Below are 25,400 nucleotides of genomic sequence, written 5' to 3'. Positions count from 1 at the left end.
CCCCCGGGATATTTTGGGCCAGATGAACAAGGGGCATGACTTGGCGGAGGGATGCGCTACACTCCTCCTATGCGCTGGATTGTGGCTGTATTGGTATTTCTCTCGGGTGCGGCTGCGGCGCAGGAGCGGCGGCCGAGCCATTGCATAGCCATAGCCGACGCAGCACCTGGGATTGAATATCTGCACAAAGCCGCGTGGCAGGACCCGGTGCCGGAGTTTTCGGTGCGGATCAGCTATGTCGCGCATGCCTCCTTTCTGATCCAGACTGCGGGTGGGCTGAACGCGGTCACGGATTTCACCGGGTTCATCGGCAGTGCCGATCTGATCCCCGATGTCGTGACGATGAACCACGCGCACAGCACCCATTGGACGGCGCATCCCGACCCGGCCATTCCCCATGTGCTGCCGGGGTGGGGTGAGTTCGGGCAGGGGATAGACCATCATCTGGATCTGGGCGAGATGCTGGTGCGCAATGTCTCCACCGATATCCGGTCGTCCTATGGTGGGGTCGAGGAGAAGGGGAACTCGATTTTCGTGTTCGAGGTCGAAGGGCTATGCATCGGTCATTTGGGGCATTTGCATCACGTGCCCTCGGACGAACAGTTTGCTGCTTTGGGGCGTCTGGATGTTGTGATGGCGGCCGTGGATGGCGGGACAACCATGCCTCTGCCCGAGATGATCTCGGTCCTCAAGCGGCTGAAAAGCTCGGTGATTATTCCTATGCATTGGTTTTCCGGTTTCTCGCTGGATCGCTTTCTAGTCGATATTCGCAATGACTTCCCGGTTGTACGCGAAGGTGTGTCAGAGCTGACCGTCTCGCTGCGCAGTTTGCCGGACCGGCCCACAGTTGTCGTGCTAGAGCCGCAATATCTGATCGATCTGGAATAGGGCTTGCCGGTCGCGCGCATGTTGGGCAAGGAAGGCGAATGGATTTGAACCCCGCAGATGCCAAGCTTGCTGACGCCATTCGCGCTGAATTGGGCGATGATGTGTTGCGTCCGGTTTCTGAACGTTACCTGGAAGAGCCGCGCAACCGGTTTGCGGGCGAAATTGGATTGTTGGCCCTGCCGCGCAACGTGCAGGACGTGGCGGCGCTGGTACGGCTTGCCTCGGGTGCGCGCGTGCCGGTTGTGCCCTATGGCGGCGGCACGGGCTTGGTAGGTGGGCAGGTCATGACCTCTGGTCCGGCACCTTTGTTGATCTCACTGGAGCGTATGACCGCCATTCGCGCGGTTTATCCAACTGAAAACGTAATGATTGCCGAGGCTGGGGCAGTTCTTGAGGACGTGCAGGCCGCAGCAGAGGCGGCGGACAGGCTGTTTCCCCTGTCTCTGGCCGCGCAGGGATCGTGTCGGATCGGGGGCAACCTCGCGACCAACGCCGGGGGCGTCAATGTGCTGCGATATGGCAATGCGCGTGATCTGTGCCTTGGGCTTGAGGCGGTGTTGCCCAGCGGTGAAATTTGGCATGGCCTGAGCCGGTTGAGAAAAGACAACACGGGCTATGATCTGCGCAATCTGTTGATCGGGTCCGAGGGGACCCTTGGGATTATCACCGCAGCTTCGCTGAAGCTGTTTCCACGTCCGGCTGAGGTTGGAACGGCGATGTTTCAGGTGACCTCGCCCGAGGCCGCGATCGACCTGCTGGCCCTTGCGCGCGATTTGGTGGGCGAGACGGTCAGTTCGTTTGAACTGATCCACCGGCAAGGGTTGGATTTCCTGACCGAGGTGCTGCCCGATGTTCGCCAGCCATTCGATACTCCGCCCGAATGGAGCGTGCTTATCGAGCTTGGATTGGCGGCCGGGCAGACCGCGTCTGAGCGTTTGGAGGCGATTTTCGCTGCTGCGGAGCCTCGGGGCCTTGTCCAAGATGGCGTGATTGCCCAGAGCGAGGCGCAGCGCCGCGCGCTGTGGGCTGTGCGTGAGCGTATCCCTGAGGCTAACCGCCTGATCGGGTCCGTCTCGAGCCACGATATCTCGGTCCCGATCTCGACCATCCCCGAATTCATTCGGCAAGGGGCCGAGGTGATCGGCGCGTTAGGTCCGTTCCGTATCAACTGTTTCGGGCATTTGGGCGATGGCAACCTTCACTACAACGTCTTCCCGCCCAAGGGTCAGAGCCGTGATGTCTTTGACAACCACCGCAAAGCGGTGAAGAGCGCGGTTCACGATCTTGTTCATTCGTTTGACGGCTCGGTCAGCGCGGAACACGGGGTAGGGCGGTTGAAGGTCGAGGACCTGGAGCGTTATGGCGATCCGGTCAAACTTCAGGCAATGCGAGGGATCAAGGCCGCGTTGGACCCAAAAGGGATCATGAATCCCGGAGCAATCCTGAAGGCGTAGACACGGCCCGAACGGTCCGGACCGTGTCTGATTGCTTTATGACGCGGGCAGAATGACCTTGTCGATCACGTGGATCACGCCGTTTGATGTCTCGATATCAGCCTGAACGACGTTGGCGTCATTCACCATCACGCCCGAATCCAGATCAATCGTGATATCGCCGCCCTGTACCGTGGCCGCGGTCATGTCATCGGACAGATCGCCCGACATCACTTTGCCCGGCACCACATGGTAGGTCAGCACGGCGACCAACTGGTCTTTGTTTTCGGGCTTCAGCAGGTCGGCCACTGTGCCTTCAGGCAGAGCTGCGAACGCTTCATCCGTAGGGGCGAACACGGTGAAGGGACCTTCGCCTTTCAGAGTGTCTACAAGTTCGGCGGCCTGAACGGCGGCGACGAGGGTTTCGAAGCTACCGGCTGAGACGGCGGTATCGACGATGTCTTTGCTATGACCGTCTGCCATTGCGGATGTGCCCAACAGGATCGTTGCGACGCTAGCGACTGCGAGTTTGCGGAACATTTTGTGGTCTCCCAAATTAGAAATGCTTCAAGCAGCATCAACGGGGATACGGTGCGCGACGCGTTCGGATCACGCCATCTGCGCAAAGAATTGCCTTGAACAGCCGTGAAACAGCGCTAAGCCAACGCTGTTTCCAATTTCAATACAATAATATGTGAGTTTTTTCGGCTCACAGACCTTCGAATTCACAAAGTACATGCACATCCATGCCCATATCCTCAAGCACTTTGCGGCCGCCCAGCTCAGGAAGATCCACAATAAACGCGCAAGAGATGATCTCCCCCCCCAGCCGCTCGATCAGTTTGATGCCAGCACCAGCGGTGCCGCCGGTTGCCAGCAGATCATCGACGACCAAAACCTTCTCGCCTGCTTGGATGGCGTCATCATGGATCTCGACGATCGCCTCGCCATATTCCAACTTGTAGTCTTGGCTGATCGTGGTGCCGGGCAGCTTGCCCTTTTTGCGGATGGGAACAAAGCCGACGCTCAACTGGTGTGCAATAGCGCCGCCCAGAATAAAACCGCGCGCTTCAAGCCCGACGACCTTATCGATCCGCTCGCCCGCATAGGGGTGCAGCATCTGGTCGATGGCCATGCGAAATCCGCGAGGATCGGCAAACAGGGTAGTGACATCACGAAACATGATCCCTTCGTGGGGAAAATCGACGATGGTTCGGATGTAATCCTTGACCGAGTTGTTTCTGGACATGAGGCACCCCTTTGGCATCAGAACACGCCGGGGTGTTTGGCCCATTGGGGTCAACCTTGCAAGGAGAGAATGCCGCCTGCGCCTATTTGCGCCGGTTCGGTATGGCCTTTGATAGCCCGTAGTACCGGTACAGCGTGGCGGGCAGCCACGACAGGTGAGGTTTGCGCCAATTGCGCTGGTCTCTCAAAAGAAATGCTTGAGCCGCATGAAGGTTCATTGCCAAAATCCTTTTTTTGTTGTTAGGTGCCCGATATCTACATCCCATATGCTATGTATATACATTGCATCGCGGAGAGAATCAAGTGGTTTGCGGGATCAAGGCGCGTGGCGAAGAAAGACGGTAAGGGTTCTACCAAGAAAAACAGTCAGTTGGTGTTGCGTCTGGACAAGGACGAACGTGATGCTTTTGTCGAATTGTGCAAAGAGCTGGACACGTCAGCTGCACGCGAAATCCGCCGCTTTATCCGCGGGTTCATGAAAGAAAACGCAGACGACTAGGCGGGCCGCCGCAGAACAGCCGTCGCAACGCCCATTCCGATCAGAGCCAGACCTCCGAACCGTGTCATCGCGTTGATCACGCCAGCGCGCCCGATCATGAGTCGCAGTCGATCGGCCAGAAGCGCGTAAGCCAGCGCGTTCAGCCAGGCGAGGCCCACGAAGGTCGCAATCAGGATCGCGAATTGAGGGCCCAGAGGTTCGGCTGGGCGCAGGAACTGCGGGACGAAGGCGATGAAAAATGCGATTGATTTTGGGTTTAGGGCGGTAACTGCTGCCGCATGTCCGAAAACCCCGCGCGCGGTAACATCACGCCCTGTTTCAACCGGGTTCAACCTACCCGATGGCGCGCTGCGCAACAGTTTGATGCCCAACCAGACCAGATAGGCGGCCCCGATCCACTTCAACACAGAAAACAACGTGGAAGAGGCCAGAACTAAAGCGCCCAAACCCAGCAGAGACGCTGTCATCGCGACAAGATCACCAACGGCAACCCCGGTGGCCGAGGCAACCGCCACGCTGCGCCCTTTTGATAGCGCATAGCTGAGAACCAGCAGCACGGTCGGTCCGGGGATCAGCAGCAATGCGGTCGATGCGGCCACAAAGGCCAACCAGAGTTCTAAAGACATGGGTCATCCTGTTCCTGTTCGCCTCGCAGCAAGCCCTCACACGGAGCAGGCGTCAAGCAGTTTCAGCCTCGCCCAGAAATTCTAAAGGTCGGATTAAGCCTGATACATCTCTCTTGAATCCCGCGCATCGATGCCCAGACTGATAAGACGGTTGAACGGAGGCCCTTATGGAGCAGACTCAGAAAATGACGCAGGACCACACAGCGCGGCTGAGAAAAGGCGCGTTTGTCCTGATTGCGGTGATCGCGGCGCTCTACGTGTTGGCCGTGGCTTATATGTATGTGAATCAGCGCGCTCTGCTTTTCAAACCATCCGGCGTGTTGCCTGAACCTAGCGCGGTCGGTTTGGCGGACGTCGAGGTCCTATCGCTGCCCATGTCGGATGGCACTGACCTGACGGTCTGGTCCGCGCCTGCAGTGGTAGAGGGTTCGCCGACCGTTCTGTTTTTCCACGGGCAAAGCGGCAATCTTGGGGATCGCGCCGACCGGCTGCGCGAAATACTGAACAGCGGCTTCGGTCTGCTCGCGCCAAGTTATCGCGGGTTCCCCGGCAGCGATGGCACCCCATCCGAGGCCGCTTTCGTCGCTGACGGTCTGGCCCTCTATGACCAACTAAGTGCGCAGGGCCAACCCGTTGTGCTCCACGGTCAAAGCCTTGGAACCGGCGTCGCAGCGGCTGTTGCCGCGCAGCGCCCCGACGCGGAGCTACTGGTTTTGGAGGCACCGTTTACCGCAACCGTTGATGTCGCGGCCGAGCGCTATCCTTGGCTGCCCGTCTCACTTCTCATGCACGACAAGTTCGCCACCCGCGACATAGTCGGTCAGATCGAGGTGCCGACACTGATCTTCCACGGCACCGAGGACGTCGTGGTCCCGCCGCATCACGCAACAGCGCTTTCCGCCGGAGGCGTGGCGCAGTTGTTCATGATTGACGGTGGCACCCACAATGATCTCTGGACGCATGGCTTGTGGCAGACGGTGCAAGACAATCTACCCCAACTGTAAGGCTACAGAACCCTGCCCGCCACCGCGTCCAATTTTGCCAGAACGGTCAGGTCACGATTTTCCGGGGCCGTCAGGATCGCGTGGTCCAGAGCCCGGTCACACCCATGCGGGCAGGGCGTGCGGATCGGGCCCAGCAAGCCTGGCAGCCCTTTGACCAAAGCCCGGCCTTTTTCGGCGTTCCCAGTCAGGGTTGCGATAATCGAGGTCACGTCGACCTCGCCATGATCGGGGTGCCAGCTGTCATAGTCGGTGACCATCGCGACCGAGGCATAGCAAAGCTCGGCCTCGCGGGCGAGTTTCGCCTCAGGCATATTGGTCATGCCGATCACATCGCAGCCCCACTGTTCGCGGTACATCTTGGACTCGGCCAGGGTCGAAAACTGCGGCCCCTCCATCGCCAGATATGTGCCGCCGTGATGCACGGTGATGCCAGCGGCTAATCCGGCCTCTTCGCAGGCATTCGACAGGCGCGGGCAGGTCGGATGCGCCACGCTGACATGGGCCACGCAGCCGGTTCCGAAAAAGCTTTTCTCGCGTGCAAATGTCCGGTCGATGAACTGATCTACAATCACGAAATCACCCGGTGCCATGTGCTCTCGGAACGACCCACAGGCCGAGACCGAGATCACGTCCGTCACCCCCAACCGCTTCAGAGCGTCGATATTGGCGCGATAGGGCACTTCGGTCGGTGAATGGATGTGTCCGCGCCCGTGGCGGGGTAGGAAAACCATATCGACACCATCCAACGATCCGGTCAGAACCTGATCTGAGGGCGCCCCCCAAGGCGTATCAACCCGGACCCACTCCGCATTTTCCAGCCCGTCGATGTCGTAAATGCCTGATCCGCCGATGACGGCAATTTTTGTTTGGGTCACGTTGGGTCTCCGCTGCTCGATTCATGCGCGCAAACTCTGCGGGTCACAGGCGAAATTGGCAAGTGGTCTCAGCCATTTGCACCGTTTCGTCGCGAGTTGTGCTGTTAAGCTATGCGGTTGACGCATATCAGGGTCCCGCTGATCGCGGTATCTCTTGGGTGCTTTGACAGGTAAAAGGCCCTCTTTCGCGCGAACATAAAGACCCACAGGACCGTCCCATGCCCCGAGCCATGCTGGCAAGCTTTGCCAACCGTATTGCCAAGCCCGATCTCCGTTGGGTGCCCGATGAGGGCCTGACCGTGTCGCGCCTGCGGATTGAGCTGCTGTCAGGTCTGACCGTCGCTCTGGCTCTGGTGCCCGAGGCCGTGGCCTTTGCCTTTGTCGCGGGCGTACATCCTCTGGTCGGTCTCTACGCGGCCTTCATGGTCGGCCTGATCACTGCGCTGATCGGAGGTCGCCCCGGCATGATTTCGGGCGCAACGGGCGCGTTGGCGGTCGTGATGGTGGCGCTGGTCGCGCAGCACGGGGTCGAGTACTTGTTCGCAACCGTGGTTTTGATGGGAATTTTGCAGGTGATTGCCGGTGCGATGCATTGGGGGCGTTTCATTCGCCTTGTGCCGCATCCGGTGATGCTGGGGTTTGTGAACGGACTGGCGATTGTTATCTTCCTGGCGCAGATTGGCCAGTTCAAAGTCCCCGGAACCATGGAAAACACCGGCCACGGGATGAGCGGGGGCGAGTGGCTCTCGGGCGTACAGCTCTATACCATGTTGGGCCTCGTCGCGCTGACCATGGCGGTTATTTGGGTCATGCCGCGGATCACGCGTATCATTCCGGCCCCTCTGGCGGGTATTCTGGTCGTTGCAGCGCTGGTGATCGGCTTTGGTCTGGATGTGCCGCGTGTCGGTGATCTGGCCTCGATCGAGGGCGGCTTGCCTGCGTTCCACATCCCGATGGTGCCGCTGAACTTCGAAACGCTTGAGATCATCTTGCCCTACGCGGTCATTCTGGCCGCCATTGGCCTGATTGAGTCCCTGCTGACTCTGAACCTCGTGGGTGAGATCACCAACAAACGCGGCGGAGCCTCGCAGGAATGCATCGCGCAGGGTGTCGCGAACGTCGCCACCGGCTTCTTCGGAGGCATGGGTGGCTGCGCCATGATCGGCCAGTCGATGATCAACGTGAAATCTGGCGGTCGTACCCGGATCGCGGGTATCGCGGCTGCCCTGTTCCTGCTGATCTTCATCCTGTTCGCCTCGCCGCTGATCGAGCAAATCCCGCTGGCTGCGCTGGTTGGCGTAATGTTCATGGTAGTGATCGGGACCTTCGCCTGGAACTCATTTAAGATCATGCGCAAGGTGCCTTTGATGGACGCCTTCGTGATTGTTCTGGTGACTGTCGTTACTGTGATGGAAGACCTTGCGGTTGCGGTTGTCGTCGGCGTGATCGTTTCGGCCCTGGCCTACGCCTGGAACAACGCCAAACGTATCCATGCTGTCACCCGCGACTCTGAGACGGAAAAGGGCGCGAAAGTCTATGAAATTCAGGGGCCGTTGTTCTTTGGCTCGTCAGACGGATTTGTCGAACTGTTCGACGTTCCGAACGATCCCGACGTGGTCATTGTGGATTTCGCCGAAAGCCGCGTGGTCGATCAATCCGCCCTGCAGGCCATCGAAAACGTCGCTGCAAAATACGAGGCTGCGGGCAAACGTGTGATGCTGCGCCATCTTAGCCACGACTGCCACAAGCTGCTGAACAAAGCGGGCCACTTGATGGTCGATAGCGACGATGACCCGGATTACGGCTTGGCTGTGGACTACTCGGTCCGTACCGGCATCCTGGGCGGCCACTGAATCATTTGCGAGGCTCTGCCTCGCGCTCCGAGGTATTCTTTGGCCAGATGAATGAAGGATCCCTCTGCTTCATCTGGCTAGAAATATCTCGGGGGAGTCGCCCGCAGGGCGGTGGGGGCAGCGCCCCCTAAGGACAGGCCTCAATCATCAGGCCTATTCAATGAGAACAACTCGGTGACAACTGCATAGTCTCGGTAGCCAAGCCGCGCCAAAGGCTGGAAGGTTGTCACGTCGAATTTGCCATCCTTCAGGCAATCGTCACGCAGATGGACCCCGGTCACTTCGCCAAAGACAACGCGGTTTGCCTCACCGGGTAGGGTCGTGATCTCGGTCAGCTTGCACTCCAGCGCAGCAGGCGCATCTGCAACGCGTGAGCAAGCGATGGTTTCGCACTCGACCGCCGTCAGGCCGGCATGGGCAAATTCGTCGGTTTCCTTTGGCAGTCCGGCTGAACTGGCGTTCATCGCATCCCGGTGGGCAAAGGCTACGATGTTCACGCAGAATACGCCCGTTGCCTCAATATTGGCGATGCTGTCCTTGCCGCCGTCCTGGTCGTGCTTGGTTCCGGTTGTGGCAAACATCACCTGTGGCGGGGTGTAGGCAACCCCGTTGAAGAATGAGTAGGGGGCCAGGTTGTTGATCCCATTTGCGTCGCGCGACGAAATCCATCCGATGGGGCGCGGGGTGATGATGGCGTTGAACGGATTGTGCGGCAGGCCGTGGCCGTCTTCGGGGCGATAGAACATATGGTCTCCAAGCGTTTGCCCAAGGCGTAACGAAGTGCTAGGGCGATTGCCAGCTAGGAAAAGAGGGCAGGCGTGCAGCAATTCGCGATCAGGCCGGAAGAGCCGCAGGATTGGTGGGAGGTCGAAGCCCTCTATGATCTGTGCTTTGCGCCGGGGCGCGAGGCGCTTTCCTCTTACCGTTTGCGCGATGATGTACCTCCGGTGGCGGGTTTGTCTTTGGTTGCGCGTGACGGGCAAGGAATACTGGCCGGAGCGATCCGGTTCTGGCCTGTTCATGTTGGCGATCATGACGCCTTGCTATTGGGTCCTGTTGCAGTTCACCCCACGCATCAGGGCGAGGGGCTTGGCGGCTACCTCATCCATTCCGGCGTTGAAACGGGGCGGGAAAAGGGGTGGGACCGGGTCATGCTGGTCGGCGACGCGCCCTATTACGCCCGTTTTGGGTTCACGCCGTTGACGGGGGTTGAGATGCCGCCGCCAACCAACCCAGAGCGTGTTTTGGGCATGGCTCTGAGCCCCGGAAAGTGGGACAATATTACCGGAGCCGTAACCCGCTGGACGCGCTGAGCTATTGAAACACCGCGCCGAAATACCGATCTTTCAAGGAACGGAGGGTTCGGATGCAGGATGTTATACTGATCGACAGTGTCGACGCGGATGCGGAATTGGATCGCTTGGCGAAACACTACCGCTCGGCCGGTGGGGCGGGTGTCAAACTGCTCAACGCTTTGGGCGGGTCGGCGGAATCCCTGCTGGACCAACTGCCCGAACCCCTGCGCGACGGCTTGACCGGAGCGACCGAACAAGCCCTTTGGATGGCGATGCAGGCGGCACAAGGTTCGCGGCAGATCGTGCCCGATCAGGCCCCTTGGGTGAACACTGCCGTGACAACGGCGATGGGCGCTGCGGGCGGATTGGGTGGCCTGTCTACCGCTTTGGTTGAGCTGCCAGCGACCACGGCCATGCTGTTGCGCTCAATCCAGGGCGCGGCAGCGCGCGAAGGCTTTGATCCGGCTGAAGAAAACGTGAAATTCGACTGTGTTCGGGTGTTGGCGGCAGCGGGTCCGTTGTCACACGATGACGGAGCGGATTTGGGGTTCTTTTCCGTGCGACTGACGCTGACAGGCCCCGCGATGAAGAAATTGATTGCAGCTGTGGCTCCGAAGCTATCGGTTGTGTTGGGTCAGAAACTGGCGGCGCAATCCGTACCGGTTCTGGGGGCGCTTGCGGGGGGTGGGACGAATTACATCTACACCCGCTACTACCAGCAGATCGCCCATGTTCACTTTGGTTTGCGCCGGTTGGCGATGGACGCTGATATCTCGCACGATGTTCTGGTTCGCAGGCTCAGTGCGCGTATGTAGCGGTTAAATTTGGTCGCTGCCGCATCATGTGGTATACTAAGTTTAACAAGCCGCGATACAAAAGCTTAATAGAAAACGCGGTATACGGGCACTGATCTGATGCGAAAGTGAGTGTGGCGCGATGAAAGTTTCTCGGGCGTCCAGTCTAGACCTCAATGTGGGGCAGGTTCCGGTCCTGCCTCAGGCAGCCGCGTTGTGCTATCGGCTGTTGCGGGGTCGTCCTGAGGTTCTGTTGATAACCTCCCGCAAAGCGCAGCGCTGGATCATCCCGAAGGGTTGGTTGATTGATGGGTTAAGTGCCTCGGAAACCGCGGCTCAGGAGGCGTGGGAAGAGGCGGGCGTGATTGGCACATGTGTGCCGGTCAAGCTTGGCCAGTTCTCGATGGCCAAAACCTGTGCCAAGCGTGGACCGGTTCTTTGCGCGGTGGATGTCTACCCGCTGCATGTGGATCAGGTTCAGAGTCGTTTTCCTGAGACAGGGCAACGGAAACGCAAATGGTGTACGCTTCAAAAGGCCGCATCGAAAGTCAACTCGCCCGATCTTGCCGATATTTTGCGCAAATTTGCGCCCCGAATACACTAAACTTAATATTGAGAGACTTGATATTGGAGTTTCGGTCGGTATCTATTCGCCAACCGACATTTTGGACGGACCATGATTCAATACGCGTTGAAGTGCAGCAAGGGCCATAGTTTCGACAGCTGGTTCCAATCTGCCGAAGCATACGACAAGCTGGCAGCCTCGGGCATGGTGACATGCGCGGAATGTGGATGTGCGCATGTTGAAAAGGCGATCATGACTCCGCGTGTCCGGCCTGCGCGGGATGCCAAGAAGACGGCGCAAATGCCAAAACCGTCATCGGATGATATCAACGTGACCAGCACCCCTACTGAAGTTGAACGTGTCTTGGCCGAACTACGCCGCAAGGTCGAAGAAAACTCGGACTATGTGGGCCATGACTTCGCCTCGGAGGCGCGCAAGATGCATCTGGGCGAAGCACCCGAGCGCTCGATCTATGGCGAAGTGAAACCGGATGAGGCGAAATCCCTGATCGAAGACGGGGTACCGGTTGCGCCACTTCCCTTTATTCCCAGCAGAAAGACAAACTGACCCATGCATGTCGTGATTACCGGAGCCAATCGGGGAATTGGATGGGCTCTGGCAGAGCGGTATCGCGCGCAGGGTCATGGCGTCATGGGAACTGCGCGTGATGGCAGCGCCGAGGTTCAGTTGGACGTAGCCGATCCGGCGCAGCAGGCGGCGATGGCAGACCAGCTTAAAGGGCAGCCGGTCGACCTGTTGATTTGCAATGCGGGCGTTTATTTGGACAAAGGTCACAGCATTGATGACTACCCCGCCGAGATGTGGGCGCAGAGTTTTGCGGCCAATGTCACTGGCGTTTTCCTGACTGTGCAGTCATTGCTGCCCAATCTGCGCGCGGCTGGCGGACGGATTGCGATCATGTCGTCTCAGATGGCCTCGCACACCCGCGCGCCGGGCGGCAGCTATATCTACCGCGCCTCCAAGGCGGCGGCGTTGAATTTGGGGCGTAATCTGGCGGCCGACTTAAAGGCGGATGGGATTGCAGTGGGCATTTATCACCCCGGTTGGGTGAAGACCGACATGGGTGGCTCAGCGGCGGACATCCATGTGGATCAGGCCGTCGCTGGCCTGATGGAGCGTTTCGATGCGCTGTCGCTGGACAACACAGGTTGTTTCGAAACCTACGACGGGAAGCCTCACGCCTACTGAGTGTTCAGCGCGGCCTTGGGCAGTTCATATACTTCGCCGGGTTCGATGAAAATCACCATGATGTCGCCCCGAACTTCATGGTTGATCGGTGAGGGCGAGCTGCTGGAATCCGGAATGCCATCGGTGAAGTAAATTCTGCGAACATCACCACCGGGCAACATCACGGCCAATGTTGCGGTGCCATCATCACGGCGGCGCAGCTCGGCGTTGCAGCTTTGCAGCGGATCACCGGCTCTGCCGGCGCAGGGAACCGTACCCAGCGCGTTCTGTCCATCGGTGCCAGCCACGCTGGCCTGCTGGGACAGGGCTGGGGATGCGATCACGGCAAGGACGGTTGCGAAACGAAGCATGAATAACCTCTTGGAATTGCTTTGGCGCTAGGCTGACATTGCGTTTTCGGAAAGTAAAGCGGCCCCTTGACGCAATATCTGTTATGCAGCGCCCCTTGCTCTTGGTGTCCCCCTCGCATATGAGGCTCGGGACTTTAAATCCAAGGCGCGGAGACACTTGCCCCCATGCCCGTACTCGTGATGAAATTCGGTGGCACATCGGTTGCCAATCTTGACCGCATCCGCCGCGCGGCAAAGCGCATCGGCGTTGAGGTGGCAAAGGGCTATGACGTCATCGTCATCGTTTCGGCCATGTCCGGCAAAACCAACGAATTGGTGGGGTGGGTGAACGAGACCTCGCCACTGTTCGACGCCCGCGAATACGATGCTGTGGTGTCATCGGGCGAAAACGTCACCGCAGGTCTGATGGCGCTGACGTTGCAGGAGATGGAAATTCCGGCGCGCAGCTGGCAGGGCTGGCAAGTGCCTCTACTGACCAATGGTGCACATTCCTCGGCCCGGATCGAGGAAATTCCGACGGACAACCTGAACCAAAAGTTCGGCGAAGGCATGAGAGTGGCCGTGGTTGCCGGTTTCCAGGGCATCAGCCCCGAAGGCCGGATCACGACTCTGGGCCGTGGTGGCTCGGACACGACCGCTGTGGCCTTTGCTGCCGCGTTCGAGGCTGAGCGCTGCGACATCTACACGGATGTCGATGGCGTCTACACGACCGACCCGCGTATCTGCGAAAAGGCGCGCAAGCTGGACCGGATTTCGTTCGAGGAAATGCTCGAACTGGCGTCACTGGGCGCGAAAGTGCTGCAAACCCGCTCGGTTGAGCTGGCGATGCGCTATAAGGTGAAACTGCGCGTTCTTTCAAGTTTCGAAGAACAATCCGACGAGGCCGGTACGCTGGTCTGCGACGAGGAGGATATCATGGAATCCAATGTTGTGGCCGGTGTGGCCTATTCCCGTGACGAAGCCAAGATGACCGTCGTTTCCGTGGCCGACCGCCCCGGCATCGCCTCGATCATCTTCACCGCGCTCAGCGATGAGGGCGTGAATGTGGATATGATCGTCCAGAACATCTCGGATGAGGGGCGCACGGATATGACCTTCTCGTGCCCAACCGATCAGGTTGCGCGCGCCGAAAAAGCGCTGCTGGCGATCAAGGATGCGGGTGAGCTGAACTATGCCGAGCTGGTGGCCGACGAAGACGTCTGCAAGGTTTCGGTTGTGGGCATCGGCATGCGCTCGCAATCGGGTGTTGCGGCCAAGATGTTCAAGGTTCTCTCGGATGAGGGGATCAACATCAAGGTCATTACAACCTCCGAGATCAAAATTTCCGTCCTTGTCGACAGGAAATACATGGAACTTGCTGTTCAGGCACTGCATGATGCCTTTGAACTGGACAAGGCGGCCTAAGCTCATCGGCCAAAGGTTTCGCCTGACGCACTAATTGGGTTGGGCCATGGCGGACGGTACGGAAACAGAATCCCGCAAGCTGCTGGTTCGGCTGCGCGAGGAAATGGCGAGCGAGGCGGCCGGTCAGGAGCGTCTCGACCGCATCACGCAGTTGATTGCCGATAGCATTCGTTGCGAGGTCTGCTCGATCTACCTGTTCCGTGACGAAGAAACCCTTGAGCTTTGCGCGACCGAGGGCCTATCGCCCGAAGCCGTCCACCAGACACGGATGCGTCTGGGCGAAGGTCTCGTGGGCCGGGTGGCCAAATCCGGCAAGGTTGTGAACACGGCGGATGCGCCCGCGGCCAAAGGCTTCCGGTTCATGCCGGAAACGGGCGAGGAGCGCTTTTCCTCATTCCTCGGGGTGCCGGTACAGCGGCTCGGTCAGAAACTGGGCGTTCTGGTGGTGCAGTCCCGTGACGCGCGTGAATTCTCCGCGGATGAGATCTATGCGCTGGAAGTCGTCGCGATGGTTCTGGCTGAGATGGCCGAACTGGGCGCGTTCGTTGGCGAAGGCGCGGCCCTTTCTCCCTTGCACCAGCAATCGGTGCAATTGACTGGCGGTCCGGCGCAGGAAGGGTCTGCCGAAGGGCATGTCTGGCTGCATGAGCCGCGCGTCGTCGTGACCAACCCGATTGCCGAAGACCCGCACCGTGAAAGCGAGCGGTTGAATGAGGCGGTCGAGGAGCTGCGCGTCGGCGTCGACAAGATGCTCGAAATCTCGCAGAACGGCGACAAAGAGCAGCTGAAAGTTCTGGAAGCCTACCGCATGTTCGCCAATTCCAAGGGCTGGATGCGGCGGATGGAGGAAGACATCGCCCTCGGCCTCAGCGCGGAGGCCGCGGTCGAGAAAGAGCAATCGCAGGCCCGTGCCCGTATGGGGCAGGTGACCGATCCCTATTTGCGGGAACGGCTGGCGGATCTGGATGACCTCAGCAATCGCTTGCTGCGCATCCTGACGGGGCAGGGCAAGACTGACAGCGCCGATCTGCCGCCCGATCCGATCCTCATCGCCCGCAACATCGGCCCCGGAGACCTGTTGGAATATGGCCGGTCCCTGAAGGGGATCGTGCTCGAGGAAGGCTCGGTCGGTAGCCACGCCACGATTGTTGCCCGCGCATTGGCGATCCCCTTGGTCGTGCATGTCGGGCGGATCACGACCGAAGCTCTGAACGGCGACCACATTCTGGTCGATGGGGACAATGGCGTTGTCCATCTGCGTCCCGAAGACTCGGTGGTCAGCGCGTTTCGCGACAAGATCGCGATGCAGGCCAAGGCGCAGGAACGCTATGCCTCGATCCGGGAGACGCCGACGGTTACGCAGGATGGCGCGCGGATCAACATGGCGATGAACGCAGGCCTGATGGCCGATCTGCCCTCGCTCGGGAACTCGGGCGCGGAAGGGGTTGGCTTGTTCCGGACCGAGCTGCAATTCCTGATCCGCAACCAGATGCCGAAACGGTCTGAGCTGGTGACCCAATACCAGCGGGTTCTGGACGCGGCCGGAGAAAAGCGCGTTGTGTTCCGGACCCTCGATATCGGGTCTGACAAGGTTCTGCCCTACATGAAGCACGTGGCGGAACCGAACCCGGCGCTGGGCTGGCGTGCGATCCGCGTTGGTCTGGATAAGCGCGGCGTGATGCGGATGCAGTTGCAGGCCCTGTTGCGCGCCGCCAATGGCCGCCCACTGACCATCATGTTCCCCTTCGTTGCGCAGGCCGAGGAGTTCCGCGAGGCCCGATGGGAGGTCAACAAAACCATCGAGCGTGAAAAGCGTCTTGGCCATATCCTGCCGGAAACGCTCGAAGTGGGGGCGATGCTGGAAACGCCGTCGCTGGCGTTCTCACCGCAAAAGTTCTTTGACGAGGTGGATTTCATCTCGATCGGGGGCAACGACCTGAAACAGTTCTTCTTTGCCGCCGACCGTGAAAACGAGCTGGTGCGCCGTCGATATGACACGTTGAACGTCAGTTTCCTCAGCTTCATCGAACGGATCGTAGAGCGTTGCAACATCTCGGATACGCCGCTGAGTTTCTGTGGTGAGGATGCCGGTCGCCCAGTTGAGGCACTGTGTCTGGCTGCGATGGGTATCCGCACTTTGTCCATGCGTCCGGCTTCGATCGGGCCGGTCAAAAGCCTGTTGCTGAGATCGAACCTGCAGGACGTCCGCAAGATCATCGCGGATGCACGTCATCGTGGTGAGCAATCCGTGCGCCCGGCGGTCATGGAGTGGTTGCGGTCGCAATCGTGACCCATCAGTCGGCCTATTGGGGATTCCGGGCTTGATTTTTATTTCAAGGTTCCGTATCCAGCGGTGGAAATGTTAGCGATAACATTCAGGGCCGTGCCAGCGACCCACATCGCGACTGAGGTTCTGCTTCTTGAGGCAGGAAGCATAAAAGGAAGCTGATAATGGTTTCACGCGTCATCCCGGTAGACCCGTTCGACCTCGTGCTGTTTGGCGCGACGGGCGATCTGGCGCAGCGCAAGATCTTGCCAGGGCTGTATCACCGGTTTGAAATGGGCCAGATGCCGGAGGATGCGCGGATCATCGGGACCGCCCGGTCCGACATGGACAGTGATGGGTTTCGTGACCAGTTGCGCGCGTCGATGGATAAATTCGCGCCGAGTTACGACAAGAAAACTCTGGATCGCTTTCTGACCCATATTAACTATGTGCCGGTGGATGCGCTGGGCGATGCGGGTTGGTCCGATCTGGCTAAAGCCTTGCGCCCGGATGTGGTGCGGGCTTTCTATCTGTCTGTTGGGCCCAGCCTGTTCTCAGGCATTGCACAGCGTCTGAATGATCACGGGCTTGCCACGCCTGACAGCCGGATCGTGGTGGAGAAGCCCTTCGGTCATGATCTGGCCTCGGCTAAGGCTTTGAACGAGGGGCTGCGCGCCTGTTTCGAAGAACACCAAATCTACCGGATCGACCACTATCTGGGTAAGGAAACCGTGCAGAACCTGATGGCGCTGCGCTTTGCCAATTCGCTGTTCGAGCCGCTGTGGAACGCGACCCATGTCGATCACGTGCAGATCACTGTGGCCGAGACTGTCGGGGTCGAAGGGCGCGGTGCTTACTACGACCAATCCGGCGCGATGCGGGATATGATCCAGAACCATCTGGTGCAGCTTCTCTGTCTGACCGCGATGGAGCCGCCTTCGAAATTCGCGCCAAACGCGGTGCGCGATGAAAAGGTCAAGGTGATCGAAGCGCTCGAACCTGTCGAGCCGAAGGATATCGCGCGTGGTCAGTATCGCACAGATAAGGGCGGCGACGGTTATCTCGATCATGTCGGCGATCCCGCCAGCCGTACCGAAAGCTTCATTGCGCTCAAGGCTCATATAGGCAACTGGCGCTGGGCGGGGGTGCCGTTCTACCTACGCACCGGCAAACGCCTGAGGGCGCGCGAGTCAGAGATCGCCGTGTTTTTCCGCGACCCGCCGCATACGATTTTCCCCAATGTGGGGCCTCTGCACGGCAATGTTCTGGTGATCCGTCTGCAGCCGGACGAGGGCATCACTCTGCGCACCACGATAAAGGAACCGGGGCAGGGCGGGTTCCGTCTGTCCGACGTGGCGCTCGACATGAGCTTTGCCGATGCGCTGGGCGATGGCGCGCAATCGCCTGACGCCTATGAACGCCTGATCATGGACGTGATCCGCGGCGATCAAACCCTGTTCATGCGCGGGGATGAGGCCGAGGCCGCCTGGGCCTGGGTTGATCCCATCATTCTCGGTTGGGAAGAGCGTGGCGACAAGCCCGCAAAATACGATCAGGGCAGTTCAGGGCCCGAAGAAGCATTGATGCTGATGCATCGCGATGGACGCCGCTGGCGTCAGATCGGAGGGTAATCATGGTCAATACAGTTGTTTCGGACGTCACCAAACGGATCATGGACCGCAGCGCCGACTTGCGTGGCCCGCATCTTGAGCGGATGGAACAGGCCAAATCCAAAGGCCCCGCCCGTGCGCATCTGTCCTGCAGCGGTCAGGCGCATGCTTATGCCGGCGCGGGTGAGGACCAAAACTCGATGGCAACCGGTACGGCTGGGAACCTTGGCATCGTCACCGCCTATAACGACATGCTCTCGGCCCACCAACCGTTCGAGCGGTATCCCGAGCTGATCCGTCAGGCGATCCGCGCGGCAGGCGGTACAGCGCAGGTCGCAGGCGGGGTTCCCGCCATGTGCGACGGCGTGACTCAAGGCGAGGCGGGGATGGAGCTGTCTCTGTTTTCGCGAGATGTGATCGCGCTGGCGACGGGCGTGGCGCTCAGCCACAACACCTATGACGCGGCGGTGTTTCTTGGGGTCTGCGACAAGATCGTGCCCGGCCTGATCATCGGCGCGCAGGCCTTTGGCCATCTTCCGGCCGTCTTCCTGCCGGCTGGTCCGATGACCAGCGGTCTGCCGAATGACGAAAAAGCCAAGGTGCGCCAGCAATTCGCTGCCGGAGAGGTTGGTCGCGATGCTCTGATGAAGGCTGAAATGGCAGCTTACCATGGCCCCGGCACCTGCACCTTCTACGGTACCGCCAACACCAACCAGATGCTGATGGAGTTCATGGGCCTGCACCTGCCGGGCTCAAGTTTCGTCAATCCCAACACGCCTCTGCGCGATGCGTTGACCGAGGAAGGTGCTCGCCGCGCCCTGTCTCTCAGCGCGTTGGGCAATCACTACACGCCGGTTTGTCAGATCCTTGATGAACGCGCCTTCGTCAATGGTATCGTTGGCCTGATGGCCACAGGCGGCTCGACCAACCTGCTGATCCACCTGATCGCCATGGCGCGCGCGGGTGGTATCGTTCTGGACTGGGAGGATTTCTCGGATATTTCTGCCGTGGTCCCTCTGGTTGCGCGGGTCTATCCCAACGGTCTGGCCGACGTGAACCACTTCCACGCCGCCGGGGGCTTGGGCTTTACCATAAGCACGCTGTTGGACGATGGGCTGCTGCACCCCGACACACTGACCGTCGCGGGGCAGGGGCTTCACAACTACACCAAGGAACCCAAGCTGAAAGACGGCGAGTTGGTCTGGGAAGACGGCGCTGGCCATAGCCTGAATGAAAAGATCGTGCGTCCGGCCAAGGACCCGTTCCAGCCTACTGGTGGTCTGTCGCGCCTGACCGGAAATCTGGGCACGGGTGTCATGAAGGTCTCGGCCGTGGCACCCGAACACCAAGTGGTCGAAGCGCCCGTCCGTGTGTTTCACGACCAGAACGATGTCAAAGCCGCCTTCAAGGCCGGGGAGTTCACTGATGACGTCATCGTCGTTGTTCGGTTCCAGGGTCCGAAGGCCAACGGTATGCCCGAGCTGCACTCGCTGACGCCGATACTGTCGATCCTTCAGGGCAGAGGCCAAAAGGTCGCTTTGGTCACCGATGGCCGTATGTCTGGTGCGTCGGGCAAGGTTCCCGCCGCCATCCATGTCTGCCCCGAAGCGCTGGACGGTGGCGCCATCGGCTATCTGCAAGACGGTGATCTGCTGCGCGTCGATGCCGTAAAGGGTGAGCTGGAAATCCTCACCCCCGGCGTCCTCGACCGCAGCCCAGCGACTGCTGATCTGTCTGCCAACCAGCGCGGCGTCGGCCGCGACCTCTTCGGCGCGTTCCGCCAGAATGTCGGGTCCGCCGACACAGGTGCCAGTATTTTCGGAGTTTAACCCATGAACAAAACCCAACGTACTCGCGAGATCTGCGCGATGGCCCCCATAGTTCCGGTGTTGGTCGTGGACGACGCCGCCCACGCTCGGCCTTTGGCCGAGGCGCTGGTCGCAGGCGGTCTTCCCGCGCTCGAAGTCACCCTGCGCACCCCTGCCGCGCTGGACGTGATCCGCGCCATGGCCGCTGTGCCCGGAGGCGTCGTGGGCGCAGGCACGCTGGTAACTCCCGAAGACGTCCGCGCCGCCAAAGAGGCTGGCGCGCAGTTCGGCGTCTCGCCCGGCGCGACCGATGCCCTGATCGCCGCCTGCGAAGCCGAAGGCCTGCCCCTTCTACCCGGCGCGGCCACTGCGAGTGAAGCGATGGCCCTGCTGGAAAAGGGCTATGACATGCTGAAATTTTTCCCCGCCGAGGCCTCGGGCGGCGCACCGGCCCTGAAAGCCATAGGGGCGCCCCTGCCTCAGATCACTTTCTGTCCCACGGGAGGCGTATCGCCCTCGAATGCCCACGACTACCTTTCGTTGTCCAACGTGGTCTGCGCCGGTGGCAGCTGGGTCGCGCCAAAGCAGATGGTTCAAGAGGGCGACTGGTCCGGGATCGAAGCGCTTGCGCGTGAGGCGACCCACCTGACGGATTGACGCCGCAAGTCGAAACGCTAGGGTAAGCCACAAGTTAAGCAGGTTACCCTCATGAACAACCAAACCTCCCTCGTGCATGGGCGCGAGTATCTGGCCATTCCCGGCCCTTCGGTTATGCCCGACGCGGTGTTGCAAGCCATGCACCGCCCGTCGCCCAATATCTACGATGGCGCGTTGATCGAGATGATGCCCGCGCTGACGCAGGACCTAAAGCGCGTGGCCGGAACCCAGCACGACGTCGCCATTTATATCGCCAACGGCCACGGCACGTGGGAGGCCGCGCTATCGAATGTGATCGCCCCCGGAGAAACCGTTCTAGCCCCGGCCTCGGGTCGTTTCACCCATGGCTGGGCCGAGATGGCCGAGGGGATCGGCGCAAAGATCGACCTGATAGACTTCGGCTTGTCTTCACCCTGGGATCTCGACTACATCGCCGAGGCGCTGAACGCCGACAAGGAGCACAAAATCAAAGCTGTGCTTGCCGTCCATGTGGATACGTCCACCTCGATCCGGAATGATATCCCTGCCTTGCGCGCCCTGCTGGATGACTTTAACCACCCAGCGTTGCTAATGGCCGACTGTATCGCTTCGATGGGTTGCGACCGGTTCGAGATGGACGCTTGGGGAGTAGATGTCACCGTGACAGCCTGCCAGAAGGGCCTCATGACCCCGGCGGGCACCGGCTTTGTCTTCTTCAACGACAAAGCGAAGGCGAAACGTGCTGCAATGCCCCGCGTTTCGCAATATTGGGATTGGCAACCGCGCGCCAACCCCGAGCTGTTCTATCAGTATTTCAACGGCACCGCGCCCACTCATCACCTCTACGGCCTGCGTGCCGCGCTGGACCTGATCCACCGTGAGGGTCTCGAAAACGTCTGGTCCCGTCATGAGCGCCTTGCCAAGGCTATCTGGGCTGCCTGCGATGTCTGGGCGCAAGGCGGAGCGCTTCATTTCAACGTCACCGACCCGACCCATCGCAGCCACGCCGTCACCGCCCTACGCCTGACCGAGGGGCGCGGTACACCGCTGCGCAACTACACCGAAAATCAGCTTGGCCTGACACTGGGTATTGGCTTGGGGATGGAGGACTGGGACGGTTGCTTCCGCCTGGGCCATATGGGGCACGTCAACGCGCAGATGATCATGGCGATGCTGGGTGGCATGGAAACCGCCATGGCGGCACTTGATATCCCCCGCGGCCAAGGCGCGCTGGAAGCCGCCGCCGCGACACTGGCCACATAGCGCAGGTCTGCCTCTTCATCTGGCTCAAAATATCCTCGGTGGGAATCGCGCCTTGGCGCGATGGGGGGCAGACAGCCCCCCTAGACCGCCCGAGCTTGCGCCAAGGCCAAAGGCAGGGCCGCCTCAAAGGCCGCCAACTCTGCCTCTCCACCACAGCTCACGCGAATACATCGGTTCTGCGGGGCCGCAAATGGCATTCGCACAAACACACCCTGTTCGACGAGAGAGGCCAACACGGCCCTCGCAAATACCCCGTCACGCCCGCAGTCAATCGCAACGAAATTCGTGGCCGAAGGCAACGGGATCAAACCGTTGGCCTGCGCAATGCGTCCGATACGATCCCGAGCTTCAGTGATCCGGGCCTGCACCTCTGACAGCCAGTCGCCATCCTCAAGTGCCGCCAGCGCGCCGGCTTGCGCAGCCCGGTTCATGCCGAAATGGTTGCGTACCTTGTTGAACGCCGCAATCAATTCGGGGGCACCGATGGCATAGCCCACCCGCGCGCCTGCCATCCCGTACACCTTGGAGAACGTCCGCATCCGGATCACACGGGGATCATCGGCGACAACAGGCGCAGCAGTGCCGTCAGGCGCGCATTCGACATAAGCCTCGTCCAGAACCAGCAGGCATCCTGCGGGCAGAGCTTCCAGCGCGACAACGATATCGGCGCCCGAATGCCAGCTTCCCATCGGGTTGTCGGGGTTGGCCAGATAGACCAGCTTGGCATCCACCTTTGCGGCCTTGGCAAACAAAGCGGTAGGGTCTTCACGATCGTCGCGATAGGGAACCTTGTGCAACTCTCCTCCGAAGCCCGCTACATGGTAGTTAAAGGTGGGATAGGCCCCGTCAGAGGTCACAACCGCATCGCCCGGCCCGATTAACAGCCGCACCAGGTAGCCCAATAGCCCGTCGATGCCTTCGCCCACCACGATATTCTCGGGGGCAACACCGTGATGTGCGGCCAACGCATGGCGCAGATCGTGATTCTCGGGGTCGCCGTACATCCAAATCTCACCGGCAGCTCGTTGCATCGCTTCGATGGCACGAGGCGAGGGGCCAAACACGCTTTCATTCGCACCCAGCCGAGCCTTGAAGGGGGCGCCGCGTTGGCGCTCCTGCGTTTCCGGCCCTACAAACGGGACGGTTGCAGGCAGGGATTGGGCGAGCGATGTGTAGCGAGGTCTGGTCATAGGCGCAGATAAGCCCACCGTGCGGCTTGCTGCAAGCCCGCGCCTCAACATGCCTCAACGTCGCGGTGGAACTGCACTCGCATTCGGGGCAGTCTTGTTAAGACTGCAAAACAAGGAGGTCCGGAATGGCGCGCGTATCTGTCGAGTACAAGGATCACATCGCTCATGTCACGCTGACGCGCGGCGACAAGATGAATGCTCTGGACGATGCGATGATCAAGGCGCTGCTGGCCGCTGGGCAAGAGGTTGCGGCCTCGGACGCCCGCGCCGTGGTCCTGTCGGGTGAGGGCAAAAGCTTCTGTGCCGGTCTCGACATGGCGAGTTTTGCGAAAATGGCCCATATGGACCCGACCGAGTGGCTGATGTCCCGTAGCCATGAGGACGCCAATGAGATGCAAGAACTGGCCCTAATCTGGCGGCGCATCCCTGTTCCTGTAATCTGCGCAATCCAAGGCGCGGCCTATGGGGGCGGCCTGCAAATTGCTCTGGGCGCGGATATCCGCATCGCCCACCCCGAGGCGAAACTTGCAGTGATGGAGATGAAATGGGGCATCATCCCAGACATGGGTGGCATGGTTCTGCTTCCGAAACTGGTCCGCTCAGACGTTTTGCGGCTGCTGACTTATACAGCGCGTCCCATTGGGGCTGCACAGGCGGCCGAGTGGGGTTTGGTCACCAAGCTGTCCGATGATCCGCAGACCGAAGCACTTGCCTTGGCTGAAAACATCGCCTCACAAAGCCCCTCGGCCATCCGCGCCGCTAAGCGCCTCATAGACTTTGCCGAAACCAATCCGCGCGCCGATGTGTTGCTGGCCGAGTCCTCGGAACAGGTGGATCTGATTGGAAAGCCTGACCAGATGGAGGTTGTGATGGCACAGATGCAGGGCCGAAAGCCCGAGTTCAAGTGATCACCGCATGAAGGCACGCCGCGCGTCTCGGGCCATGTAGTAGCGCATTTCCAGATCGGCGATCTTAGACATCGTGGCTTTGCGGGCCTCGGGATCGGTCAGTCCGGCATATTCCTTTCGGGCCTCGTCCAACTGTTTTTTGATGTCGAACTCCTCGGGCAGTACCCCGGCCTGCGCCATGATCCGATGACCGGCCGCAATGGCGGGATCGCTTTGCGCTTCGCCAGAGCGATCAGGCAGAGGCGCACCTTCGCCCTCAAGACCCTGTAATTGACCCTCGGCCTGAGCCTTCTTTATCTGGCGTTCCACCAGTTTTCCAAGTGATCCGAACATGGGCGCAGGATAACTTTTTCAGGCGTGGGGAGAAAGGGATCATCGCAGTTTGGTGGTCAAGATGTAGGCGACGCCCCCAGCCATCAAGCCCCAGACCGCAGCGCCCAGACCGAACACCGTGATCCCTGAGGCCGTGATGGCGAGGGTCAGGATCGCGGCTTCGCGTTCTGCGGGTATTTCCAGTGCTGCGAAGGTGGCGTTGGCCATAACGCCAATCAGGGCCACGCCGGTCAGCGTACCCATCAGCAGCGGGTCGGCATGGGCGGCAAAGCCTGTGATCGCCACAGCAAAGATACCGAAGACACAGTAGAACACGCCTGCCATGATTGCAGACCAATAGCGCAAACTACGGTCTGGGTGGCTGTCTCCGTTCGAACACATCGCGGCGGTGATGGCCGCCAGACAGGTGGCGGGGGCTCCAAATGGGGCCGACAACATGCTTGCCCCCCCGACGGAAGAGAACAGCTTGCCGGGCGCGGGCGTGTAGCCAAAGCTGCGCATCACGGCGATGCCGGGGATGTTTTGGGTTGCCATTGTGACGACGAACAGCGGCAGGCCGATGCCGATAGCTGACGCAAGCGAGAATGACGGCATCGTCCAGACGGGCGCGGCCATATAGGCCTCGGGCCGGACGGATGCACCTTCGGCGCTGAACACCACCACCAGCGCTGCGGCTACGACGGCTGCGGGAACGGCAAACAGCCGGTTCAGGCGTCCGGCGATGAACCATGTCAGGATCACGGGCAGTGCCTGCCAAGGTAGCTCAACTGCTGCTTTGAACGGGACAATGCAAAGGGGTAAAAGAACACCGCCGAGCATTGCCTGGGCCAGAGTTGTCGGGATCGCAGCGGCCAGACGCCCAAGGGGTTTCCAAAGCCCGGCCAGAATCGTCAAGGCTCCGGCGCAGAGGAAGGCTCCAATTGCGCCTGAGAAGCCTGCGGCCGGGGTGGCTGAAACCGCCAGCAGCGCCGCTCCGGGAGTAGACCAGGCCACACTGATGGGTTGCCGGTAACGCAGGCTGAGAACAATCGCGGCCAGCCCCATGGCAATCGCAGCACTCATCAGTCCCGAGGCTGCTTGGGCAGCTGATGCGCCCATTGCAGCCAGCCCTTGCAGCACGATGGGAAACGAGCTGAAAAACCCGACAATGGCGACTACCAGTCCAGTTGAGACGGTCTGCATCGGAGGGAAAGGTCGTGCCATAGGGGCCTCGGAGGTTTGTTGCTCCGAAGTGCTAACAAGCGCAGGCTGGCGCGAACAAGGGGAAAGCTCTGAGGACAAAGAAAAACCTCACCACCGGCTCGGGTGATGAGGTCGGGATTTCCCTATTTGGAACGAAAAGG

26 protein-coding genes are annotated in these 25,400 nt (G+C 60.1%); 17 read left to right on the top strand and 9 right to left on the bottom strand.

Annotated features, from left to right (window positions below; translation table 11 throughout):
- Positions 1-51 precede the first annotated feature (51 nt).
- Both ACR0IP_RS09820 and ACR0IP_RS09815 read left to right on the top strand, forming a co-directional pair.
- Entirely contained in the window at positions 52-888 is an 837-nt protein-coding gene (locus tag ACR0IP_RS09820) for an MBL fold metallo-hydrolase (RefSeq protein ID WP_480525279.1), read from the top strand.
- Positions 889-926: 38 nt separating this feature from the next.
- The gene (locus ACR0IP_RS09815; protein WP_480525277.1) at positions 927-2,342 is read left to right on the top strand and encodes an FAD-binding oxidoreductase; all 1,416 of its coding nucleotides are present in this window, start codon (positions 927-929) and stop codon (positions 2,340-2,342) included.
- Between the two features lie 36 nt (positions 2,343-2,378).
- On the opposite strand, the gene ACR0IP_RS09810 is transcribed toward ACR0IP_RS09815, so the two are convergent.
- Both ACR0IP_RS09810 and ACR0IP_RS09805 read right to left on the bottom strand, forming a co-directional pair.
- Entirely contained in the window at positions 2,379-2,861 is a 483-nt protein-coding gene (locus tag ACR0IP_RS09810) for a fasciclin domain-containing protein (protein WP_170640372.1), read from the bottom strand.
- A 169-nt stretch (positions 2,862-3,030) separates the two neighbouring features.
- Complete coding sequence (locus ACR0IP_RS09805; RefSeq protein WP_170477435.1) at positions 3,031-3,570, bottom strand: adenine phosphoribosyltransferase; 540 nt, start codon at positions 3,568-3,570, stop codon at positions 3,031-3,033.
- 324 nt (positions 3,571-3,894) lie between these two features.
- Here ACR0IP_RS09805 and ACR0IP_RS09800 point away from each other — a divergent pair, with 324 nt between their 5' ends.
- Positions 3,895-4,068, top strand: a complete 174-nt coding sequence (locus ACR0IP_RS09800; protein ID WP_170659968.1) for a hypothetical protein — start codon at positions 3,895-3,897, stop codon at positions 4,066-4,068.
- On the opposite strand, the gene ACR0IP_RS09795 is transcribed toward ACR0IP_RS09800, so the two are convergent.
- Positions 4,065-4,694: a LysE family translocator gene (locus ACR0IP_RS09795; RefSeq protein ID WP_480525274.1), complete on the bottom strand. Its 630-nt coding sequence runs from the start codon at positions 4,692-4,694 to the stop codon at positions 4,065-4,067. The two genes, ACR0IP_RS09800 and ACR0IP_RS09795, sit on opposite strands and share 4 nt — an antisense overlap.
- A gap of 167 nt (positions 4,695-4,861) precedes the next feature.
- On the opposite strand from ACR0IP_RS09795, the gene ACR0IP_RS09790 reads away from it, so the two are divergent.
- Positions 4,862-5,698, top strand: a complete 837-nt coding sequence (locus ACR0IP_RS09790) for an alpha/beta hydrolase (RefSeq protein WP_480525272.1) — start codon at positions 4,862-4,864, stop codon at positions 5,696-5,698.
- Between the two features lie 2 nt (positions 5,699-5,700).
- Here the strand turns inward: ACR0IP_RS09790 and ACR0IP_RS09785 are convergent, their stop codons facing one another.
- Positions 5,701-6,573, bottom strand: coding sequence for an S-methyl-5'-thioadenosine phosphorylase (locus tag ACR0IP_RS09785; RefSeq protein ID WP_170377896.1), 873 nt, complete (start codon positions 6,571-6,573; stop codon positions 5,701-5,703).
- A gap of 218 nt (positions 6,574-6,791) precedes the next feature.
- On the opposite strand from ACR0IP_RS09785, the gene ACR0IP_RS09780 reads away from it, so the two are divergent.
- Positions 6,792-8,426, top strand: a complete 1,635-nt coding sequence (locus ACR0IP_RS09780; RefSeq protein WP_480525270.1) for a SulP family inorganic anion transporter — start codon at positions 6,792-6,794, stop codon at positions 8,424-8,426.
- A gap of 140 nt (positions 8,427-8,566) precedes the next feature.
- Here ACR0IP_RS09780 and ACR0IP_RS09775 read toward each other — a convergent pair whose 3' ends face one another.
- A complete protein-coding gene (locus ACR0IP_RS09775; RefSeq protein WP_170377900.1) occupies positions 8,567-9,172 on the bottom strand; it encodes a flavin reductase family protein in 606 nt (201 codons plus the stop codon).
- A 72-nt stretch (positions 9,173-9,244) separates the two neighbouring features.
- On the opposite strand from ACR0IP_RS09775, the gene ACR0IP_RS09770 reads away from it, so the two are divergent.
- The 5 genes from ACR0IP_RS09770 (at position 9,245) to ACR0IP_RS09750 (ending at position 12,289) form a co-directional block, all read left to right on the top strand.
- The gene (locus ACR0IP_RS09770) at positions 9,245-9,739 is read left to right on the top strand and encodes a GNAT family N-acetyltransferase (RefSeq protein ID WP_480525268.1); all 495 of its coding nucleotides are present in this window, start codon (positions 9,245-9,247) and stop codon (positions 9,737-9,739) included.
- A gap of 53 nt (positions 9,740-9,792) precedes the next feature.
- On the top strand, positions 9,793-10,536 hold the full coding sequence (locus ACR0IP_RS09765) for an EcsC family protein (protein ID WP_170377903.1): 744 nt from the start codon (positions 9,793-9,795) through the stop codon (positions 10,534-10,536).
- A gap of 121 nt (positions 10,537-10,657) precedes the next feature.
- Positions 10,658-11,119 (top strand): NUDIX hydrolase, encoded by a 462-nt coding sequence (locus tag ACR0IP_RS09760; RefSeq protein ID WP_170377904.1) that lies wholly within the window; start codon positions 10,658-10,660, stop codon positions 11,117-11,119.
- Between the two features lie 72 nt (positions 11,120-11,191).
- The gene (locus tag ACR0IP_RS09755; protein ID WP_480525265.1) at positions 11,192-11,647 is read left to right on the top strand and encodes a DUF1178 family protein; all 456 of its coding nucleotides are present in this window, start codon (positions 11,192-11,194) and stop codon (positions 11,645-11,647) included.
- A gap of 3 nt (positions 11,648-11,650) precedes the next feature.
- On the top strand, positions 11,651-12,289 hold the full coding sequence (locus ACR0IP_RS09750; RefSeq protein WP_170691171.1) for an SDR family oxidoreductase: 639 nt from the start codon (positions 11,651-11,653) through the stop codon (positions 12,287-12,289).
- On the opposite strand, the gene ACR0IP_RS09745 is transcribed toward ACR0IP_RS09750, so the two are convergent.
- Positions 12,283-12,639 (bottom strand): hypothetical protein, encoded by a 357-nt coding sequence (locus tag ACR0IP_RS09745; RefSeq protein WP_170377907.1) that lies wholly within the window; start codon positions 12,637-12,639, stop codon positions 12,283-12,285. The two genes, ACR0IP_RS09750 and ACR0IP_RS09745, sit on opposite strands and share 7 nt — an antisense overlap.
- A gap of 165 nt (positions 12,640-12,804) precedes the next feature.
- Between ACR0IP_RS09745 and ACR0IP_RS09740 the strand changes: the two genes are divergently transcribed.
- The 6 genes from ACR0IP_RS09740 to ACR0IP_RS09715 all read left to right on the top strand — a co-directional run bounded on the left by ACR0IP_RS09740 (position 12,805) and on the right by ACR0IP_RS09715 (position 21,626).
- Positions 12,805-14,043, top strand: coding sequence for an aspartate kinase (locus ACR0IP_RS09740; RefSeq protein ID WP_170377908.1), 1,239 nt, complete (start codon positions 12,805-12,807; stop codon positions 14,041-14,043).
- A gap of 46 nt (positions 14,044-14,089) precedes the next feature.
- A complete protein-coding gene (gene ptsP, locus ACR0IP_RS09735; RefSeq protein ID WP_170377909.1) occupies positions 14,090-16,333 on the top strand; it encodes a phosphoenolpyruvate--protein phosphotransferase in 2,244 nt (747 codons plus the stop codon).
- A gap of 161 nt (positions 16,334-16,494) precedes the next feature.
- Entirely contained in the window at positions 16,495-17,940 is a 1,446-nt protein-coding gene (gene zwf, locus ACR0IP_RS09730; protein ID WP_480525263.1) for a glucose-6-phosphate dehydrogenase, read from the top strand.
- 2 nt (positions 17,941-17,942) lie between these two features.
- Positions 17,943-19,748, top strand: a complete 1,806-nt coding sequence (edd, locus tag ACR0IP_RS09725; protein ID WP_480525261.1) for a phosphogluconate dehydratase — start codon at positions 17,943-17,945, stop codon at positions 19,746-19,748.
- A gap of 3 nt (positions 19,749-19,751) precedes the next feature.
- Positions 19,752-20,384 carry a bifunctional 4-hydroxy-2-oxoglutarate aldolase/2-dehydro-3-deoxy-phosphogluconate aldolase gene (locus ACR0IP_RS09720; RefSeq protein WP_170377911.1) on the top strand — a complete coding sequence of 211 codons (633 nt, stop codon included), beginning with the start codon at positions 19,752-19,754 and terminating at the stop codon, positions 20,382-20,384.
- 51 nt (positions 20,385-20,435) lie between these two features.
- The gene (locus ACR0IP_RS09715) at positions 20,436-21,626 is read left to right on the top strand and encodes a pyridoxal-phosphate-dependent aminotransferase family protein (RefSeq protein ID WP_480525259.1); all 1,191 of its coding nucleotides are present in this window, start codon (positions 20,436-20,438) and stop codon (positions 21,624-21,626) included.
- 80 nt (positions 21,627-21,706) lie between these two features.
- Here the strand turns inward: ACR0IP_RS09715 and ACR0IP_RS09710 are convergent, their stop codons facing one another.
- Positions 21,707-22,816 (bottom strand): pyridoxal phosphate-dependent aminotransferase, encoded by a 1,110-nt coding sequence (locus tag ACR0IP_RS09710; protein WP_480525257.1) that lies wholly within the window; start codon positions 22,814-22,816, stop codon positions 21,707-21,709.
- A 125-nt stretch (positions 22,817-22,941) separates the two neighbouring features.
- Between ACR0IP_RS09710 and ACR0IP_RS09705 the strand changes: the two genes are divergently transcribed.
- On the top strand, positions 22,942-23,724 hold the full coding sequence (locus ACR0IP_RS09705; RefSeq protein WP_480525255.1) for a crotonase/enoyl-CoA hydratase family protein: 783 nt from the start codon (positions 22,942-22,944) through the stop codon (positions 23,722-23,724).
- On the opposite strand, the gene ACR0IP_RS09700 is transcribed toward ACR0IP_RS09705, so the two are convergent.
- Both ACR0IP_RS09700 and ACR0IP_RS09695 read right to left on the bottom strand, forming a co-directional pair.
- A complete protein-coding gene (locus ACR0IP_RS09700) occupies positions 23,725-24,057 on the bottom strand; it encodes a DnaJ family domain-containing protein (protein ID WP_170691190.1) in 333 nt (110 codons plus the stop codon).
- Positions 24,058-24,096: 39 nt separating this feature from the next.
- Complete coding sequence (locus ACR0IP_RS09695; RefSeq protein WP_480525253.1) at positions 24,097-25,260, bottom strand: benzoate/H(+) symporter BenE family transporter; 1,164 nt, start codon at positions 25,258-25,260, stop codon at positions 24,097-24,099.
- Positions 25,261-25,400 lie beyond the last annotated feature (140 nt).

Source organism: Ruegeria sp. AL11, assembly GCF_056540865.1.
This window is presented reverse-complemented; position numbering and strand designations above follow the sequence as displayed.